General features: G+C 61.9%; 15 protein-coding genes. 6 read left to right on the top strand and 9 right to left on the bottom strand.

Translation table 11 applies throughout. The features are described from left to right. The first annotated feature begins 27 nt into the window (after window positions 1-27). Entirely contained in the window at window positions 28-1,203 is a 1,176-nt protein-coding gene (locus AC07OP_RS11310) for an MFS transporter (protein ID WP_495100892.1), read from the top strand. A 108-nt stretch (window positions 1,204-1,311) separates the two neighbouring features. Here the strand turns inward: AC07OP_RS11310 and AC07OP_RS11305 are convergent, their stop codons facing one another. After that, window positions 1,312-1,770 carry an REP-associated tyrosine transposase gene (locus AC07OP_RS11305; RefSeq protein WP_495100891.1) on the bottom strand — a complete coding sequence of 153 codons (459 nt, stop codon included), beginning with the start codon at window positions 1,768-1,770 and terminating at the stop codon, window positions 1,312-1,314. Between the two features lie 309 nt (window positions 1,771-2,079). Here AC07OP_RS11305 and ilvD point away from each other — a divergent pair, with 309 nt between their 5' ends. Together ilvD and AC07OP_RS11295 are read left to right on the top strand one after the other, a co-directional pair. Then, window positions 2,080-3,921 (top strand): dihydroxy-acid dehydratase, encoded by a 1,842-nt coding sequence (gene ilvD, locus AC07OP_RS11300; protein WP_027606118.1) that lies wholly within the window; start codon window positions 2,080-2,082, stop codon window positions 3,919-3,921. Between the two features lie 124 nt (window positions 3,922-4,045). Continuing rightward, window positions 4,046-5,482 carry a hypothetical protein gene (locus tag AC07OP_RS11295; protein WP_495100890.1) on the top strand — a complete coding sequence of 479 codons (1,437 nt, stop codon included), beginning with the start codon at window positions 4,046-4,048 and terminating at the stop codon, window positions 5,480-5,482. Window positions 5,483-5,611: 129 nt separating this feature from the next. On the opposite strand, the gene AC07OP_RS11290 is transcribed toward AC07OP_RS11295, so the two are convergent. Further along, on the bottom strand, window positions 5,612-6,670 hold the full coding sequence (locus tag AC07OP_RS11290; RefSeq protein WP_281113460.1) for an HAD family hydrolase: 1,059 nt from the start codon (window positions 6,668-6,670) through the stop codon (window positions 5,612-5,614). A 242-nt stretch (window positions 6,671-6,912) separates the two neighbouring features. Here AC07OP_RS11290 and AC07OP_RS11285 point away from each other — a divergent pair, with 242 nt between their 5' ends. Beyond that, the gene (locus AC07OP_RS11285; RefSeq protein ID WP_495100889.1) at window positions 6,913-8,304 is read left to right on the top strand and encodes an L-cystine transporter; all 1,392 of its coding nucleotides are present in this window, start codon (window positions 6,913-6,915) and stop codon (window positions 8,302-8,304) included. A gap of 31 nt (window positions 8,305-8,335) precedes the next feature. Here AC07OP_RS11285 and AC07OP_RS11280 read toward each other — a convergent pair whose 3' ends face one another. From AC07OP_RS11280 to AC07OP_RS11270, 3 genes are all read right to left on the bottom strand, one after another. Next, a complete protein-coding gene (locus tag AC07OP_RS11280) occupies window positions 8,336-8,623 on the bottom strand; it encodes a type II toxin-antitoxin system RelE family toxin (protein WP_495100888.1) in 288 nt (95 codons plus the stop codon). Then, window positions 8,613-8,852: a type II toxin-antitoxin system RelB/DinJ family antitoxin gene (locus tag AC07OP_RS11275; RefSeq protein ID WP_033897026.1), complete on the bottom strand. Its 240-nt coding sequence runs from the start codon at window positions 8,850-8,852 to the stop codon at window positions 8,613-8,615. Before AC07OP_RS11275 ends, AC07OP_RS11280 begins: the two co-directional genes overlap by 11 nt. An 83-nt stretch (window positions 8,853-8,935) precedes the next feature. Further along, window positions 8,936-9,448, bottom strand: coding sequence for a dihydrofolate reductase (locus AC07OP_RS11270; protein WP_495100887.1), 513 nt, complete (start codon window positions 9,446-9,448; stop codon window positions 8,936-8,938). 69 nt (window positions 9,449-9,517) lie between these two features. Between AC07OP_RS11270 and AC07OP_RS11265 the strand changes: the two genes are divergently transcribed. Then, a complete protein-coding gene (locus tag AC07OP_RS11265) occupies window positions 9,518-10,897 on the top strand; it encodes a DUF2868 domain-containing protein (RefSeq protein WP_495100886.1) in 1,380 nt (459 codons plus the stop codon). After that, entirely contained in the window at window positions 10,890-12,257 is a 1,368-nt protein-coding gene (locus AC07OP_RS11260; RefSeq protein ID WP_027606126.1) for a DUF3482 domain-containing protein, read from the top strand. The genes AC07OP_RS11265 and AC07OP_RS11260 overlap by 8 nt, the downstream gene beginning before the upstream one ends. On the opposite strand, the gene AC07OP_RS11255 is transcribed toward AC07OP_RS11260, so the two are convergent. The 4 genes from AC07OP_RS11255 to AC07OP_RS11240 all read right to left on the bottom strand — a co-directional run bounded on the left by AC07OP_RS11255 (window position 12,254) and on the right by AC07OP_RS11240 (window position 16,805). Then, window positions 12,254-12,808: a phosphonate degradation HD-domain oxygenase gene (locus AC07OP_RS11255; protein ID WP_495100885.1), complete on the bottom strand. Its 555-nt coding sequence runs from the start codon at window positions 12,806-12,808 to the stop codon at window positions 12,254-12,256. The two genes, AC07OP_RS11260 and AC07OP_RS11255, sit on opposite strands and share 4 nt — an antisense overlap. Further along, entirely contained in the window at window positions 12,808-13,932 is a 1,125-nt protein-coding gene (locus AC07OP_RS11250; RefSeq protein WP_495100884.1) for a TIGR03364 family FAD-dependent oxidoreductase, read from the bottom strand. The genes AC07OP_RS11255 and AC07OP_RS11250 overlap by 1 nt, the downstream gene beginning before the upstream one ends. Window positions 13,933-14,062: 130 nt before the next feature. Then, a complete protein-coding gene (locus AC07OP_RS11245; protein ID WP_495100883.1) occupies window positions 14,063-15,076 on the bottom strand; it encodes a putative 2-aminoethylphosphonate ABC transporter substrate-binding protein in 1,014 nt (337 codons plus the stop codon). A gap of 22 nt (window positions 15,077-15,098) precedes the next feature. Next, window positions 15,099-16,805 (bottom strand): putative 2-aminoethylphosphonate ABC transporter permease subunit, encoded by a 1,707-nt coding sequence (locus AC07OP_RS11240; RefSeq protein WP_495100882.1) that lies wholly within the window; start codon window positions 16,803-16,805, stop codon window positions 15,099-15,101.

Here is a 16,805-nt window from a genome sequence, read left to right as displayed (position 1 = left end):
CTGGTTTTACTCCGGAAAACAAAAACAATGTCTGGGCCCACCCTCTCCCGCTTCATCCTCATCACCTGCATCTCACTGATCAGCTTTTTCCCGATCAATATCCTGCTCCCGTCGTTCCCCGCCCTGTCCGCCCGGTTCGACACGCCCAGCGCAGACATCGCACTGTCCATCAGCCTGTTCACCCTGGTCTTTTCCATCTCCCAACTGCTCGCCGGTCCGCTTTCGGATAAATGGGGGCGCAAGGAAGTCCTGCTCGGCTGTATCACGCTGTCGATCCTCGGGGCGATAGGTTGCGCCATGGCGCCGGATTACCTGACCTTCCTGCTGTTTCGCACGGTCCAGGCCATGGGCTGCGGCTTCTTCGTACTGGGCCATGCGCTGGTGGAAGACCTGTTCGACGAACAGGACCGAGCCCGGGTGCGCCTCTATTACATGACCCTGAGCGGTTCGTTTGTCGCGCTGTCGCCGCTGATCGGCTCCTGGCTGCAAACCACCTTCGACTGGCAAGGGAGCTTCTATGGGTTTGCGCTGATGGCATCGGGCATGTTGATCCATGCGCTCTGTATCCTGCCGTCGAAGTCCTCCAGCCCGCACCGCGAACCGGTATCCATCATCGGCACACTCAAGGCCGTGGCGCGCAATCGGGACTTTCTGCGCTATTGGTGGATCGCCGCCCTGGTGTTTGCCTGCTACTTCGCCTTGATCAGCGTGACGCCGCTGATTTTCATGGATGCGCTGAAGCTGTCCGAATACCAATATGCGCTGGTGCTGATGGTGTACGGCGTGGCCTACCTGCTCGGCGGCGTTGCTGCCTCGTACCTGCAAAAACGCATGGCGCTGTCCCGGCAAATCAATATCGGTCTTGGACTATTGCTCGTCGCGGGTGTGTTGCTGACGTTGATCATTATTTTTGAAGCCATTACCACCTTGACTCTGCTGATCCCGATACTGATCAGCGCCCTGGCCGTCACCCTGGTTCGTCCGGCGGCGATTTCGGAGGCGATGCGGCTGTTCTCAAGGAGCGCGGGCACCGCTGCATCGGCCGGGAACAGCATCATGTTCCTCACGGCCGCCATCAGCAGTGCGGCCTTGGCACAAACCGGAACGCATCTGCTGCTGACCGTCGCGGTCAGCTTCATCGTGTTCAGCCTCTGGGGCTGGTTGGCTAATTTACGGGGCGGGCACTCACGCTTTCCCCTGTAGGAGCGAGCTTGCTCGCGAAAAACTCATACACGATGCGGGCTACCTGATAGCGCTGCGTTATCGTTGACGTTCTTCGCGAGCAAGCTCGCTCCTACAAGTGAAGGTGCGTCATATCCAGATAGCATCCCATAGCGGGTACTGACCAATGTGCTCGACCAAACCAGCACGCAAAGGATTCGCTACGATATAGCGGGCCATTGCTTTCAAGTCCTCCTCACGACGCAGTGCCCGATCGAAATAGCCTTTTTGCCAAAGCGTCCCGTAGGAACCCCTCGCACTGTTTATCGCGCGGGCACTTCGCGACTTGGTTATTCGCATCAACCTTGGCAAGTCGCCATTGTGCAGTTCGACCAGCCAATGAAAATGGTCAGGCATCACGACCCAGGCCAGCGAGGTAGCCTCACCGTCTTCCTGAGCTTTCCTGAATTCGCTGACGAGCAGGCGACCCGTGCGCCAGTCGTGAAAAATTGATTGTCGTTGGTAGGTAACAGCCGTGATCAGGTACACGCGGCCCGATTCTGAATAGCGCCCGATGCGTAGCCGATAGGCATTTTGCTGCGTGGACATTCCGTCGTCCTCTTCTGTGATTGGAAGAGAAACGGTAGGAGGCACAACATCCAAAGGCCTTCAAACAGTGGTTCTGAATATGTCTTGCCCGTGTAGTAGCGAGGGGGACGCCTACAGGAAGACGGTGTAGAATCGGCCCTATTCATCGCCAGTCATCCCCCGGCGGGTTTATGAGCTCAAGGCCAATGCGCACGGCGATCCCGTCACGTTTGCGGCAACTTCCGGACACCAGTGCCACTTTTCGGGTGTTCCAGACGTCAATAGAAGCTCACTCCCCTTTGATACCGATTAGCCGCCCGGAGTGCTCCAATGCCTGATTACCGCTCGAAAACATCCACCCACGGCCGCAACATGGCCGGCGCCCGCGCACTGTGGCGTGCCACGGGGATGAAAGATGACGACTTCAAGAAGCCGATCATCGCCATTGCCAACTCCTTTACACAGTTCGTACCGGGCCACGTGCACCTCAAGGACCTGGGCCAACTGGTCGCCCGCGAGATCGAGCGCGCCGGCGGTGTAGCCAAGGAATTCAACACCATCGCCGTGGACGACGGCATCGCCATGGGCCATGACGGCATGCTGTACTCGCTGCCGAGCCGCGAGATCATCGCCGACTCCGTGGAGTACATGGTCAACGCCCACTGCGCCGACGCCATCGTGTGCATCTCGAACTGCGACAAGATCACCCCCGGCATGCTGATGGCCGCCCTGCGCCTGAACATCCCGGTGATCTTCGTCTCCGGCGGCCCGATGGAAGCCGGCAAGACCAAACTCGCCTCCCATGGCCTGGACCTGGTCGACGCCATGGTCATCGCCGCCGATTCCAGCGCTTCTGACGAGAAGGTCGCGGAATACGAGCGCAGTGCCTGCCCGACCTGCGGGTCGTGCTCCGGCATGTTCACCGCCAACTCGATGAACTGCCTGGTCGAAGCCCTCGGCCTGGCATTACCGGGCAACGGTTCGACCCTGGCCACCCACAGCGACCGTGAGCAACTGTTCCTGCAGGCCGGCCGCACCATCGTCGAGCTGTGCAAGCGCTACTACGGCGAGAACGATGAGTCGGTGTTGCCGCGCAATATCGCCAACTTCAAGGCGTTCGAAAACGCCATGACCCTGGACATCGCCATGGGCGGTTCCACCAACACCATCCTGCACTTGCTGGCCGCGGCCCAGGAAGCCGAGATCGATTTCGACCTGCGCGACATCGACCGCCTGTCCCGCCATGTGCCGCAACTGTGCAAGGTCGCGCCGAACATCCAGAAGTACCACATGGAAGACGTGCACCGCGCCGGCGGGATCTTCTCGATCCTAGGCTCCCTGGCCCGTGGCGGCCTGCTGCACACCGACCTGCCGACCGTGCACAGCAAATCCCTGGCCGAAGGCATCGCCAAGTGGGACATCACCCTGACTGACGACGAAGCCGTGCACACCTTCTTCAAGGCTGGCCCGGCCGGTATCCCGACCCAGACCGCGTTCAGCCAGTCGACCCGTTGGGACACCCTGGACGCCGACCGTGAAAACGGCTGCATCCGCAGTGTCGAGCACGCCTACTCCAAGGAAGGCGGCCTGGCCGTGCTGTACGGCAACATCGCCCTTGACGGCTGCGTGGTGAAAACCGCCGGCGTGGATGAATCCATCCACGTCTTCGAAGGCCGCGCCAAGATCTACGAAAGCCAGGACAGCTCGGTACGCGGCATCCTCGCCGACGAAGTGAAAGAAGGCGACATCGTGATCATCCGCTACGAAGGCCCGAAAGGCGGCCCGGGTATGCAAGAGATGCTCTACCCGACGTCGTACCTGAAGTCCAAGGGCCTGGGCAAAGCCTGCGCCCTGCTGACCGACGGCCGTTTCTCCGGCGGCACCTCGGGCCTGTCCATCGGCCACGCGTCACCTGAAGCCGCTGCCGGCGGTGCGATTGGCCTGGTGCAGGATGGCGACAAGGTCCTGATCGACATTCCGAACCGCTCGATCAACCTGTTGATCAGCGATGAAGAGCTGGCAGCGCGCCGGGTCGAGCAGGACAAGAAAGGTTGGAAGCCGGTGGAGAAGCGTCCGCGCAAAGTCACTACTGCACTGAAAGCCTATGCCCTGTTGGCCACCAGCGCCGACAAAGGTGCTGTGCGTAACAAGGCGATGCTCGACGGCCTGTAAGCCTCGCGCATAAAAAAGCCCCGCCTGGTGCGGGGCATTTTTTTGCCTGTCCGTTCAACCGGTTTTTGCCTTTTACCCTGGGCGCGATAAAGTGCGCGCCAGAATTCTCATGGATGGTTCCCGCATGGACGCACGTTTGACCTTTCTATACCCGACCGCAGGGTGTGCTTCGTTACTGACCCTCATCCTGACCGGTTGCAGTACCCCTCCGACCTCTCAAGCACCTCAAGTGCATCCGGCCTTGGCACTGTTTAATGAGGCACTGACGCTACCGGCGATGGACCACTCCATCGTGCGCGAAGGTGATCGGATCACCTACATGGTCGAGTTGAAACAAAGCCCGGCAATTGTTCGGTTCGACGCATCGTGCACCCAAGGTCCAGGAAGAATGTCCTACCCGACTCGGACCAGTTTCAGACCATTTGCCAACTTGGATGGGACGGGCACCGATTTACCTGCCCCGCAAGCTCAGCAGTTGCAGCACAGTGCGCAACTGCAGAACGTCTGCAAAGCACGGCCCGCACCCGATTGGCGGGCGTTGACGGCAGCGGTTGATCAGGATTGGTTGCTTCTGGACCGCAATAGCCTGGAGCAAAACGGAGGGCTCTTGTACGTATGGGCCGCGCACCGTTATCAGCACTACCAGATCATCAAGAACTCGTTGTTGGTGGCGCAAAACCAAGAGCGACTGGCCCTTGATTGCACAAAGCAAACGATCACACGCCTGAGCCAATTCAATCTCGACGACGTTCGGCAGGTCGCCAACGGCAGTGTCCAGGTCCAGCTCGATCCAACGCCGCTGAAGCAGGCTTCTGCCGACCACCAAGAGGTATTCAAGGCTGCTTGCCAATCGCCCGCAGCGCTGGGCCGGCTGCCTGAGGCCAAGCCGCGCCAGCCACTGGCGCCGGTCATCAGCACACCGGTTGCCAACCCGGCAGTGTTAGCGGCCATCCGAGCCCTGGAACTGCCGGTGCCTCCAAGCAGCCTGGGCCGATTGGACTACGACTATGAGGCCGTGCTCTTCAACGGCGCGCGCATCGGTGATCAGACAAAACAGACGCTCATCAGTACTGATGCCGCGTCCGCTCAGACCCTCGTGCAAACCGAGGACTCCGCACTTGGGTTTTCTCTAGACTTGACGTTCAGAGGCCTGTTTGAGTTGGCAAGCCACAAGATCGACCGCAAAACCGCTGAGAAAAAGACAGAATCACGTGCCTTGGTGGCGTTGAGCTTTCAAGGCGACTGGCGCAACTTGCCCCTCGACAGCCACGTCAGTTACACACGAACCTGGTCAAAATCCGTCAACCCGGACGGCAGCCCTTCGCTCGAAACCAGCGAGCCAAGGACGGTGACCTGCCGCGTTGTCCGTGAGCAACCCGCAAGCAGCTTGAATCCAGCCTTACACGGTTCGGCCAGAATGCTGGAGTGCATCACAATGAAAATGCCCAAGCAGGATTGGACCTTCAAATCATGGTACCTGGCCGACTATGGGCTGTTCGCCCAGGTGCAGGAGAACACAATGCTTGGCGTGTGGAACTGGGATCTGAAATCGGCGCAATGATATCTATATTTAGGCGGGGCTTTGTGGTGCTCTCAAGGCCGCCATCGAGGCAAGCCTCCTCCCACATTTCGAGTTGTGAACACCTTGAAATGCGGGAGCTGGCCAGCCTGGGATGCAGGCGCCTCGGTGTTACTGAATCTCGTCAGGCTTGACGATCACCCAGTTCTTGTCCGCCGTCACCGGCAAGCCTTCCTTGGCTTGCGCCGCGGCATGCTTGGCGATCATGCCGTTGAGTTGGGTCATGTATTTGTCCTTGCGGTTGATCCACAGGTGGATACCGCCCTTGGCCACGTCCACATCGTGGAACAGCATGTAGCCATCGCTGGTCGGCGTATCGCCGCCGACGATCACCGGTTTTTTCCATTCATCGATGTAGGTCAGGATCGCCGCGTGCTTGCCGGCCATCCAAGTTGCGGGAGTCCACAGGTAGGGGGTCAGTTCCAGGCCGAGGTTGGCCTTTTCGTCGTATTTGCCGGCGGCGATCTGTTTACGTGCGGTGGTCAGTTCGCCGGTCTTGCGGTCCTTGAGCAGGGTGGTCACGCCGATCACGTTCTCGGGTTTGACGTTGTAGCCGTACTTCGGATCGGCGGCGACCATGCGCACCAGTTCTTCCGACGCGGCGGTCATCACGTACACCTCGATGCCGTTTTCCATCAGCTTGTTGTAGAGCTCGGCCTGGCCGGTGAAGACCTTCGGCGGCTGTACCTCGGACTGCTTGACCACGTCGCCTTCGAAATAGCTGACCGGCACCGGTTTGCCGGAGGCCATCAGTTCATCCACCTGGACCTTGAGTTCCTTGAGGGTAAAGCCGGAAAACACCTGCGCAACCCACGGGTAGCACACCATGTCGTCGACTTCGCAAAGGCGGTAGTAGTAGCTGAACAGACTTTCCTTATGGTCGGCGGTGTCTTTGAACGGCATAAGCTTGAGCGACGGGTCGAGGCTGTCGCGGGTGATCAGGCCCTTGTTTTCCATGTAGGGCAGCAGAGACTCTTCGAGGTCGTAGCGGTAGCTGGTGTTGTCCATATCGAACACCGCGAAGTTACCCTTGTTGGCGTTAGCGGCGATCATCTCGTTCAGTTGTTTGGCGGCGGGTGCCGGCCAGTGTTTCAACTCGGTGGCGGCGAACGCCTGGCTGGCGAGTCCGAGGCAGAATGCGGCGGCTAGTAATTTCGGCGCGAGCTTCATAGGCGTTGTCTCCCTGAGTGAAAGACATGGACGCTAACAAATCCCTGTGACAGTTCCCAACGCGAGCACGACGGTGTGCGTCCTGATTCCGTCACGGGCATACGCCGGAGCGTCAGCAGCTTATTCCAAAAACGACAGTCGCCATTCCATATTGGTATTAAATCAATATATTTCAAGCTGTTAGCATTTCCGGTTCGCAATCGCAGGCTCACGCGATTGGCTGCCTTCTCAACGGAGCTTCAATGAATCTGCCCCTGATTCTCAACTTGCTGGTGTTCGTGGCCCTGTTGCTGGGCCTGGCACAAACCCGCCGCACAAACTGGAGCCTCGCCAAGAAGGTCCTGTTCGCCCTGGTGCTTGGCGTGGTGTTTGGTGCGGCGTTGCACGCTATTTATGGCGACGGTAACCCGGTCCTCAAGGCTTCCATCGCCTGGTTCGACCTGGTCGGCAACGGCTACGTGCAATTGCTGCAAATGATCGTGATCCCGCTGGTATTCGCCTCGATCCTCAGTGCCGTGGCGCGCCTGCATAACGCCTCGTCCCTGGGCAAGATCAGCTTCCTGACCATTGGTACGCTGCTGTTCACCACCGCGATTGCAGCGCTGATCGGTATCGGCCTGACCAACCTGTTCGGCCTCACCGCCGAAGGCCTGGTGGCCGGCACCCAGGAAATGGCACGCCTGCAAGTGATCCAGAGCGATTACGCCGGCAAGGTCGCCGACCTGAATATCCCGCAGTTGCTGCTCTCGTTCGTGCCGGCCAACCCGTTCGCCGACCTGGCCCGGGCCAAGCCGACGTCGATCATCAGCGTGGTGATTTTCGCCGCCTTCCTCGGGGTTGCCGCGCTGCAACTGCTCAAGGATGACGTGGAAAAAGGCCAGAAAGTCATCAACGCCATCGACACCCTGCAAGCCTGGGTGATGCGCCTGGTGCGCCTGGTGATGAAGCTGACGCCGTACGGTGTGCTGGCGCTGATGACCAAGGTGGTCGCCGGTTCCAACCTGCAGGACATCATCAAGCTCGGCAGTTTTGTGGTGGTGTCGTACCTGGCCTTGGGCCTGATGTTCGTGGTGCATGGCCTGCTGCTGTCGTTGGCCGGGATCAACCCGCTGCGTTTCTTCCGCAAGGTCTGGCCGGTACTGACCTTTGCCTTCACCAGCCGCTCCAGCGCGGCGGCCATCCCGCTGAGCATTGAGGCGCAGACCCGTCGCCTGGGCATCCCGCACTCCATCGCCGGCTTCGCCGCCTCGTTTGGCGCGACCATCGGCCAGAACGGTTGCGCCGGCCTCTACCCTGCCATGTTGGCGGTGATGGTGGCGCCGACCGTGGGCATCAACCCGCTGGACCCGCTGTGGATCGCGACCCTGGTAGCGATTGTGACCCTGAGTTCGGCCGGTGTGGCGGGCGTGGGCGGCGGCGCGACCTTTGCCGCACTCATCGTGCTCCCGGCCATGGGCTTGCCGGTGTCACTGGTGGCGCTGCTGATTTCCGTGGAGCCGCTGATCGACATGGGCCGTACGGCGCTGAACGTGAATGGTTCGATGACGGCGGGGGCCATTACCAGCCAGATCATGGGGCAGACGGATAAAGCGTTGTTGGATACAGATGAGCATGGGGCGTTGGCGCAGGCCTGACGGAATAAGCTAGCAGGGACCTCACTCCCTGCTAGCTCAAACGATCAGCAGCCTTTCGGTAAACCTCATCACGCTCACGCTTATCGACAGCCACGACAAACACCGTGATCTCCTGATCAATGACTTGATACACCAACCGATAACCGGTGCTGCGTAGCTTGATTTTGTAGCAATCGGGCAAGCCGTGCAGACGGCTGGCTTCAATACGTGGATTGATCAGGATCTCGACCAGCTTCTTTTTAAACTGTTGACGAACGGTATCGCCCAGTTTGTGCCATTCCTTCAAAGCCCGTGCATCGAAACCCAGTTCATAGGTCATCCAGTGAGACCTTCACCCGCTGGGGCGCAGCCAGCCGTTCCCGAACGGTTGCCAACAATGCCTCATCATCTTCAGTCATGAGGACAGGCTTGAAAGGTAACTGACCGCGCTCTGCCACGTACTGCAAGGCTTGACGCATTAATTCCGATGGGGTGACGCCAAGCTTTTCCAGCTCGTGATAAGCACGAGCCTTAAGATCGTCGTCGATACGTACGTTGATAGAAGCCATGGGGCAGCCCTCACTGTAAAGACATTGGTCATTACGGTGGCGCATAAAGGTTTGTTTTGCAAGTCTGACTAATCGGGTGCCAGTCAGGCCTTTTCCCAAACCTCAAAGCTGTACGCCGGCTTGTCCCCTTCCGCCGGATTCTCGACGTTCGACACCAACTTCCACTGGCTCGCATCAAACGCCGGAAACCACGCATCCCCTTCCGGACTCAGCGCCACGCGCGTCAGGTACAGGCGATCCGCCTGTTCCAGCCCCTGCGCATACAACTGCGCACCGCCGATGAGCATCAGCTCATCCGCGCCCTGCTCCAGCGCCCAGGCTTCGGCCCGCGCCACGGCGGCATCGAGTGACGGAAAAACTTCCGCACCTTCCAGCGCCAGGTCGGTCTGACGGCTGACCACCAGGTTCAAGCGCCCCGGCAGCGGTCGGCCCAGGGAGTCCCAAGTCTTGCGCCCCATGATGATCGGCTTGCCGAGCGTGGTGGCCTTGAAATATTTGAAATCCCCCGGCAAATGCCAGGGCATGCTGTTGTCGACGCCGATCACGCGGTTTTCACCGAGGGCTGCGATCAGGCTTAAAGGGAGAGTTTTTTTCATGGCGACGAGAATACCAGAGCCACGAACCAGCGGTTATGCTCCAAGCTCACTTGCACGACAGGAAGACGCGTGACCGCACTGAACCCCCTGCAAAAACTCTGGCTGACGGAAACCGTGCGCCTGCGTGAAGAACACGCCGGCCCCCTGGAAGACCAAGAAGCCAATCGCCTCGCCCGCACGGCGGGCGGCGATCTGCCGACGCGCATTCAACAGCGCGCCCTGCACCTGGCCGGGCGCGATGGCCTGACCGCCGCCCTCACGCGCTGGCTGCAAGGCGCACGCCTGGCGCTGGTGCTGCTGGCGGTGGTGGCCGTCATCAGCGGCGCGGGACTGGCCTTTGCTGCGCTGGGCAACGGCTTGACCCCGGTGAATGTGTTCTGGGCCCTGGGCAGCCTGCTCGGCCTGAACCTGATCCTGCTGTCGAGCTGGGCGTTGGGGCTGCTGTTTGCCGGCGAGCACGGCGCCAGTCTCGGGCGGCTGTGGCTGTGGCTCAGTGAAAAGCTTGCGCGCGACGCCAAGGCTGCCCAGTTGGCCCCGGCGTTGCTGCTGTTGCTGCAACGACAGAAACTCAATCGCTGGGCGGTAGGGGTGCTGGTCAACAGCCTGTGGTTGCTGGCGCTGCTCAGCGCGCTGGTGATTCTGCTGACGCTGCTCGCCACCCGCCGTTACGGCTTTGTGTGGGAAACCACCATCCTCGGCGCCGACACCTTCGTCGCCGTGACCCAGGCCCTCGGCACCCTGCCCGCCCTGCTGGGCTTCAATGTGCCGACCGTCGAGATGATCCGCGCCAGCGGCGACTCCGCACTGAATATCGAAAGCGCCCGCCAGGCGTGGGCCGCCTGGCTGGTCGGGGTATTGCTGGTCTACGGCCTGCTGCCCCGCTTGATCCTCGCCCTGCTGTGCCTGTGGCGCTGGAAACGCGGGCGCGCCGCCCTGCACCTGGACCTCAACCTGCCCGGCTACAGCCCACTGCGCGAACGCCTGATGCCCAGCAGCGAGCGCCTTGGCGTCAACGACGCCGCGCCGGAACAACTGCACCCCGTCACCGGCGGCGTCAGTGCGCTGGAAAGCGATGGCGCCTTGCTCGTCGCCATCGAACTGGACGATCAACATCCCTGGCCGCCCAAGTTGCCGGCGAAGGTTAAGAACGCCGGCATCCTCGACAGCCGCGAATCGCGCAACAAGCTCCTGGAGCAACTCAGCCGCTTCCCGCCCGCGCGCCTGGCCATCGCCTGCGACCCGCGCCGCTCGCCGGACCGCGGCAGCCTGGCGCTGATCGCCGAACTCGCACGCAGCGCCGCCGCCACTCGCGTATGGCTGTTGCAAGCCCCGCCCGGCCAGGCGCTGGATGCCGAGCGCCTGGGCGACTGGCACAGCGCGCTGCAACAACTGGAGCTGCCGTTCGCCGATTGCGCGCCGTTGAACTGGCTGGAGACCGGTCATGACTAAGCCACTGAAACTCGCCGTGGTCGGCCACACCAACGTCGGCAAGACCTCGTTGCTGCGTACCCTCACCCGTGACGTCGGGTTCGGTGAAGTCTCCCATCGCCCCAGCACCACGCGGCATGTCGAAGGCGCGCGCTTGTCGGTCGACGGCGAAGCCTTGCTCGATCTCTATGACACCCCCGGCCTGGAAGATGCCATCGCCCTGCTCGACTACCTGGAGCGCCTGGATCGCCCCGGCGAACGCTTGGACGGCCCAGCCCGCCTGGCGCGGTTCCTGGAAGGCAGCGAAGCCCGCCAGCGTTTCGAACAGGAAGCCAAGGTGCTGCGCCAACTGCTGGCCTCGGACGCCGGCCTGTATGTGATCGACGCTCGCGAACCGGTGCTGGCCAAGTACCGTGATGAGCTGCAAGTGCTGGCCAGTTGTGGCAAACCGTTGCTGCCGGTGCTCAACTTCGTCAGCAGCAGCGACCACCGCGAGCCGGACTGGCGCGAAGCGCTGGCACGCCTGGGCCTGCATGCGCTGGTGCGTTTCGACAGCGTCGCACCGCCGGAAGACGGCGAACGCCGACTGTATGAAAGCCTCGCCCTGCTGCTGGAAAACGCCCGGCCGCAGTTGCAGCGCCTGATCCTCGACCAGGAAGCCCAACGCCAGGCCCGTCAACAGAGTGCCGCGCGGTTGATTGCCGAATTGCTGATCGACTGCGCCGCGTGCCGACGCAGCGTGGTGACTGAAGATGAGCAACAAGCCATCAGCGATTTGCGCAAGGCGGTGCGTCAGCGCGAACAAAAATGCGTGGAGGCCCTGCTCAAGCTGTTCGGCTTCCGCCCGCAGGACGCCGCCGCCAGCGACTTGCCGTTGCTCGACGGCCGCTGGGGGGATGACCTGTTCAACCCGGAAACCCTCAAGCAACTCGGCGTGCGCGTCGGCGGAGGCATCGCCGCAGGCGCAGCGGCCGGAGCCGGGGTGGATCTGCTGGTCGGCGGGCTGACCCTCGGCGCCGCCGCCCTGGCGGGCGCCATCGCCGGTGGCGCGTTGCAGACCGCACGCAGCTACGGCAGCCGCCTGCTGGGCAAGATCAAGGGCCAACGCGAGCTGACCGTGGATGACAGCGTGCTGCGCCTGCTCGCCCTGCGCCAGCGCCAGTTGCTCAAGGCCTTGAACCTGCGCGGTCATGCGGCGATGCACAGCATCAAGGTCGATACGCCCCAGGACAAGACCTGGCGCGAAGGCAAATTGCCGGACGCGTTACACAAGGCCCGCGCCCACCCGCAATGGTCGTCCCTCAACCCCCAGGCCAGACTGAGCCAGGCCGAACGCCAGGAACAGGTCGAAGCCCTGGCCCAGCGCCTCGACGAGACTTAAGCCGACAGCAGCTGCCGGGCCTTGGCCTTGAGTACGCTCAGGTCGAGCACCGGCACGTGCATTTGCTTGGCCTGTTCGTCCCAGTGGCGCAGACGCAGGCTGACCTGGTACAGCGGGTCTTGTTCAAAGGCGCAGGCCTCCTCGGCCGTCATCACGCCGCCCTGGTAACCCAGGGTGCGGCGGCTGGCTTCGCTCAAGCGTGCGTAGTAGTCCGGCTGGCTGAACGTCAGGTAGCGCTTGGCCTGGACGTGGTACTCCACCAGCCTGGCCAGGCGCTCACTGAAGCCTGCGCGACGCAAATAATCCGCGCCCAACCGTTCATGGCTGGCCACGCCATAACCGCCCATGTTTTCGCCACCCTGGCCGCACAGATGGCCAATATCGTGGAAAAACGCCGCCAGCACCACTTCATCATCGAAGCCTTCGGCCATGGCCAACTGCGCGGCCTGGGACATGTGCTCGATCTGCGACACCGGCTCGCCGATGTAATCCGCCGTGCCGTGCTGCTCGTACAAAGCGAAGACTGCGGCAATCGCCTGTTCCGGGTTCATCAAGCTTGCCCCCACAGTGTTGTGATATTGCGCTCGGCCATCGCCGGCCCCACGCTCATGCCCACGCCGGTGTGCATCAAGGCGGCGCTCACGCCAGGTGCGGCCTGCACAAATGAATACGGCGCCGGGCCCCTGGCGCCGTAGACGCCCTGCCAGCGTTCCATTACCTGGATCTTGCAACCCAAGGTCTGTTCGGCCAACTCGATCATCCAGTCATCCACCTGCTCGGCATTGAACGGCGAGGCATCGCTGCCGTAGTCGTGGGAGTCGCCGATGATCAGTTCGCCATGGGGCGTCGGGCTGATCAGCAGGTGAATCCCGTGTGCATGCAGGTGTGGCGCCTCGCGCAGGATTTGTGCCTGTACCGGCGCGGCTTCAGGCAGGTCGGCAAAAGCGCCGTAGTGCACGCAACTGAGGCCGGTGAGCAAGGCGTGTTGCAGGTTGAGGTTGAGTGCAGGCCGGGCGCGCAGCATTTGCAGGCGGCAGATCTGCGGGTTGAGTTCAGCGATCGCCTCGGCCAACAGGGTTTGATAATCGTGGCCGGAACAGACGATGACCTGCTCGCCACGAAAACTGCCTGCCGTGCTGTGCACCTGGCCCGGTTCGACATCGCGCACCAGGGTGGAGAAGTAAAATTCCACACCCAGTTGCTGGCTCAGGTAGTGGATCAGCGCCGGTATCGCCTCGCGCGAATACAGTTGCTGGTCGTCCTTGCCATGCAGCGCGGCGCGGTGATGGCGGAACTGGCCGCCATACAGATCCTTCAACGCCGCGCCTTGCAACAGGTCGACGTTATAGCCGTGTTCACGCGCGCGGCCGGCGCAGAAGGCTTCCAGCAGATGCTCTTCGGCTTCGGTACGGGCGAACAGGTACGAGCCGTTGCGCTTGAGCTGCAGGCCGGCAACCCGAGCCCATTGCCCCCAGATATCACGGCTTTGCCGTGCCAGCTCAAGCATCGGCCCCGGCGGCTGCCCGGTGACCAGGGCCTGGCCGAAGTTGCGTACCGAGGCGCCCAGGGGCGTGGCGCTGCGCTCGAACACCTTGACCTTGAGCCCACGCCTGGCGGCGGCGTAGGCGTGGGACAGGCCGAGGATGCCGGCGCCGATGATCAGTAAATCTGTCATGGAATATGCAACCCTCTGTAGGAGCGAGCTTGCTCGCGAAGAACGTCAACGATAAGGCAGCGCTTCAGGTTATCCGCGCCGTCTATTCGTTCTTCGCGAGCAAGCTCGCTCCTACAGGTAGAGGTGAAAATTATTGTTTTTCCGACTTGCCGTCATAGCGCTTACGCCATTCGGTCAAAATGCTGTCGCGATTCTTCGACGCCCAGCCGAAGTCGTTCTTGATCAAACGCTGCTCGTAGTCGGCCGGCAATTCGGTCTGCGGCTTGGCGATCCCCGGCTGGGCGAGCACGGCGAAGTTGTCCTTGTACAGGTCCATCGCCGCTGTACTGGCGGAGAAGTCGGCGAGCTTTCTGGCGGCGTCCGCATGGGCGGTGCCCTTGATCACGGCAGTGGCTTCGATGTCCCAGCCCAGGCCTTCCTTCGGCAGGATGATGTCCAGCGGCGCGCCCTGGCGCTTCAGCTGCACGGCCGGATACTCAAAGGAAATACCAATCGGGAACTCACCGGAAGCCGCCAGCTTGCACGGCTTGGAACCGGAGTGAACGTACTGGCCGATGTTCTGGTGCAAGTCGTCCATGTACTGCCAGCCCTGCTTCTCGCCGAAGGTTTGCAGCCAGGCGCTCACATCCAGGAAGCCGGTGCCGGACGAGGCCGGGTTGGGCATCACGATCTTGCCCTTGTACTCGGGCTTGGTCAGGTCTTGCCAGCTCACCGGCTTGGTCAGGCCCTGCTTTTCGGCTTCGACCGTGTTGAAGCAAATGGTTGCCGCCCACACATCCATGCCGACCCAGGCCGGTGGGTTGGCGGCGTCACGGTAATTCTTGCCGATCTTGTCCAGGTCCTTCGGCGCGTAGTTATCGAGCATGCCTTGCTGATCGAGGATCGCCAGGCTCGACGCGGCCAGGCCCCAGACCACATCGGCCTGCGGGCGGTCTTTTTCGGCCAGCAGCTTGGCGGTAATGATGCCGGTGGAGTCGCGGACCCATTTGATCTCGACGTCAGGGTTGGCCTGTTCGAAGGCTTTTTTGTAGGTCTTCAACTGCTCGGCTTCAAGGGCCGTGTACACGGTCAACTCGGTCTTGGCGAAGGCATTCAGGCTGAATGCAGTGAGTACGGCAGCGACCAGCGCCAGGGGCTTGAACATGGAGCACCTCCTTCAGGGATGGTTATTGGCCGGGCGCGGTCTGGCGCCAGGCTTGGGAGCGGCGCAAGGCGCCACGTGAAGCCCACGCCAGCAGCAGCGAAACGCTGCCTGAGGTGAACAGGATCAGGGTCGACATGGCGGCCGCGCCGCCCACATTGCCGGCGTCGTCCATGTTCAACACGGCGACGGCGGCGAGGATGGTGTCGGGGCTGTAGAGGAAGATCGCGGCGGACACGGTGGTCATCGCCGACACAAACAGGTAGCGCACGATGTCCAGCAGCGCCGGCAGGCAGATCGGTACCGTGACTTTCAAGTAATGGCGATACAGCGGCGCCTTGAGCGACAGCGCCGCCGCTTCGAACTCGGCGTCCAGCTGGCGCAACGCGGTGGTGGCGGTCATCTGTGCGGTGGTCAGGTAGTGAGCAATGGTGCACACCACCAGCAGGGTCATGGTGCCGTAGAACACATGCAGCGGGTTGCCGCTCAGGTTGAAAAAGAACACGTAGCCCAGGCCCAGCACCAACCCCGGCACGGCCATCGGCACAAAGCTGAGCATGCGCAGCGCCAGGTTCAGGCCCTTCTGGCCCTTGGTCTTTTCCATCAGGTAGGCGCCGGTGAAGATCAATACGCTGCCGATCAATGCCGTGCACAACGCCAGGGTCAAGCTGTTGCGATAGGCCAGCCAACCGCCGCCGGCCGTGTCTTCGAACTGGTAGTGGCTGAGCGACAGCGACAGGTTGTACGGCCAGAACTTCACCAGCGAGGAGTACACCGCCATGCCGAACACCAGCAGCAACACGGCACTGATGAGCAGCACGATAAGCAGATAGGCGCTATCCCTCAGGCGTGACGGCGCCGGCTGGAAGACCTGGGCGCGGCCACTCATGGCCTCGCCATGGCGACGGCGCAACCAGGCGTCGACGCCAAAGCTGAACAGCGCCGGCAGCAGCAACACCATGCCGATCAACGCACCGCGACCGAACTGTTGCTGTCCGACCACCGCCTTGTAGGCTTCCAGCGCCAGCACCTGGTAATCCCCGCCCACCACCACGGGCACGCCGAAATCCGTGATGGTCAGGGTGAACACCAGGCAGAACGCGGCAAACACCGCCTGGCGCGTGGCCGGCCAGGTGATGCTGCGGAACGCCCGCGCAGGGCTGGCGCCCATGCTCGACGCGGCGTCGAACAACCGCGCATCGGCCAGGGACAGCGCCGACAGCAAAATCATCAGGGCATGGGGGAAGGTATAGATCACTTCACCGAGGACAATGCCCCAGAAGCCGTAGATGTTGTCCGAGAACAGCCCGCGCAACAGGCCCTGGTTACCGAACAGGTAGACCAGTGCAATCCCCGGCAGCATCGACGGCGCCATCAACGGCAGCAGCGACATACCGCGCCAGAGGGCCTTGCCGGGTATCAACGTGCGTTGCAGGGCGTAGGCAAACAGGTAGGCCAGCGGTACGACGATGGCCGCCACGCTGAGGGAGACTTTCAGGCTATTGCCCAGCAGCCAGTGGAAGTTGGCGCTGGTGAGCAACGCCCGTGCGGCCACCAGGCCACCGCCCTGCCCGGCCTCGCTGCTGAAACCGCGCCAGAAGATCGCCAGCAGTGGCAGCAATACGGCGATGCCCAGCAGCACCAGCCAGAGCAGTTTGCCGCCGACCACGAAAATACGGTCGCCGGTTTCGGCGCGTGACGCTTGACGCGCCAGAGTCATGACCGCGGCCAT

This window comes from Pseudomonas sp. GW821-FHT09D08 (assembly GCF_059416305.1).
Note: the sequence above shows the minus strand (reverse complement) of the source record. Positions and strands in the feature narration are given on the sequence as shown.

Coding starts and splice junctions, on each gene's coding strand:
- AC07OP_RS11295 (WP_495100890.1), top strand. CDS start 4,046: ATGGACGCACGTTTGACCTTTCTATACCCGACCGCAGGGTGTGCTTCG.
- AC07OP_RS11285 (WP_495100889.1), top strand. CDS start 6,913: ATGAATCTGCCCCTGATTCTCAACTTGCTGGTGTTCGTGGCCCTGTTG.
- AC07OP_RS11275 (WP_033897026.1), bottom strand. CDS start 8,852: ATGGCTTCTATCAACGTACGTATCGACGACGATCTTAAGGCTCGTGCT.
- AC07OP_RS11260 (WP_027606126.1), top strand. CDS start 10,890: ATGACTAAGCCACTGAAACTCGCCGTGGTCGGCCACACCAACGTCGGC.
- AC07OP_RS11245 (WP_495100883.1), bottom strand. CDS start 15,076: ATGTTCAAGCCCCTGGCGCTGGTCGCTGCCGTACTCACTGCATTCAGC.
- AC07OP_RS11290 (WP_281113460.1), bottom strand. CDS start 6,670: ATGAAGCTCGCGCCGAAATTACTAGCCGCCGCATTCTGCCTCGGACTC.
- AC07OP_RS11280 (WP_495100888.1), bottom strand. CDS start 8,623: ATGACCTATGAACTGGGTTTCGATGCACGGGCTTTGAAGGAATGGCAC.
- AC07OP_RS11240 (WP_495100882.1), bottom strand. CDS start 16,805: ATGGCCGCGGTCATGACTCTGGCGCGTCAAGCGTCACGCGCCGAAACC.
- AC07OP_RS11310 (WP_495100892.1), top strand. CDS start 28: ATGTCTGGGCCCACCCTCTCCCGCTTCATCCTCATCACCTGCATCTCA.
- AC07OP_RS11305 (WP_495100891.1), bottom strand. CDS start 1,770: ATGTCCACGCAGCAAAATGCCTATCGGCTACGCATCGGGCGCTATTCA.
- AC07OP_RS11255 (WP_495100885.1), bottom strand. CDS start 12,808: ATGAACCCGGAACAGGCGATTGCCGCAGTCTTCGCTTTGTACGAGCAG.
- AC07OP_RS11270 (WP_495100887.1), bottom strand. CDS start 9,448: ATGAAAAAAACTCTCCCTTTAAGCCTGATCGCAGCCCTCGGTGAAAAC.
- AC07OP_RS11250 (WP_495100884.1), bottom strand. CDS start 13,932: ATGACAGATTTACTGATCATCGGCGCCGGCATCCTCGGCCTGTCCCAC.
- ilvD (WP_027606118.1), top strand. CDS start 2,080: ATGCCTGATTACCGCTCGAAAACATCCACCCACGGCCGCAACATGGCC.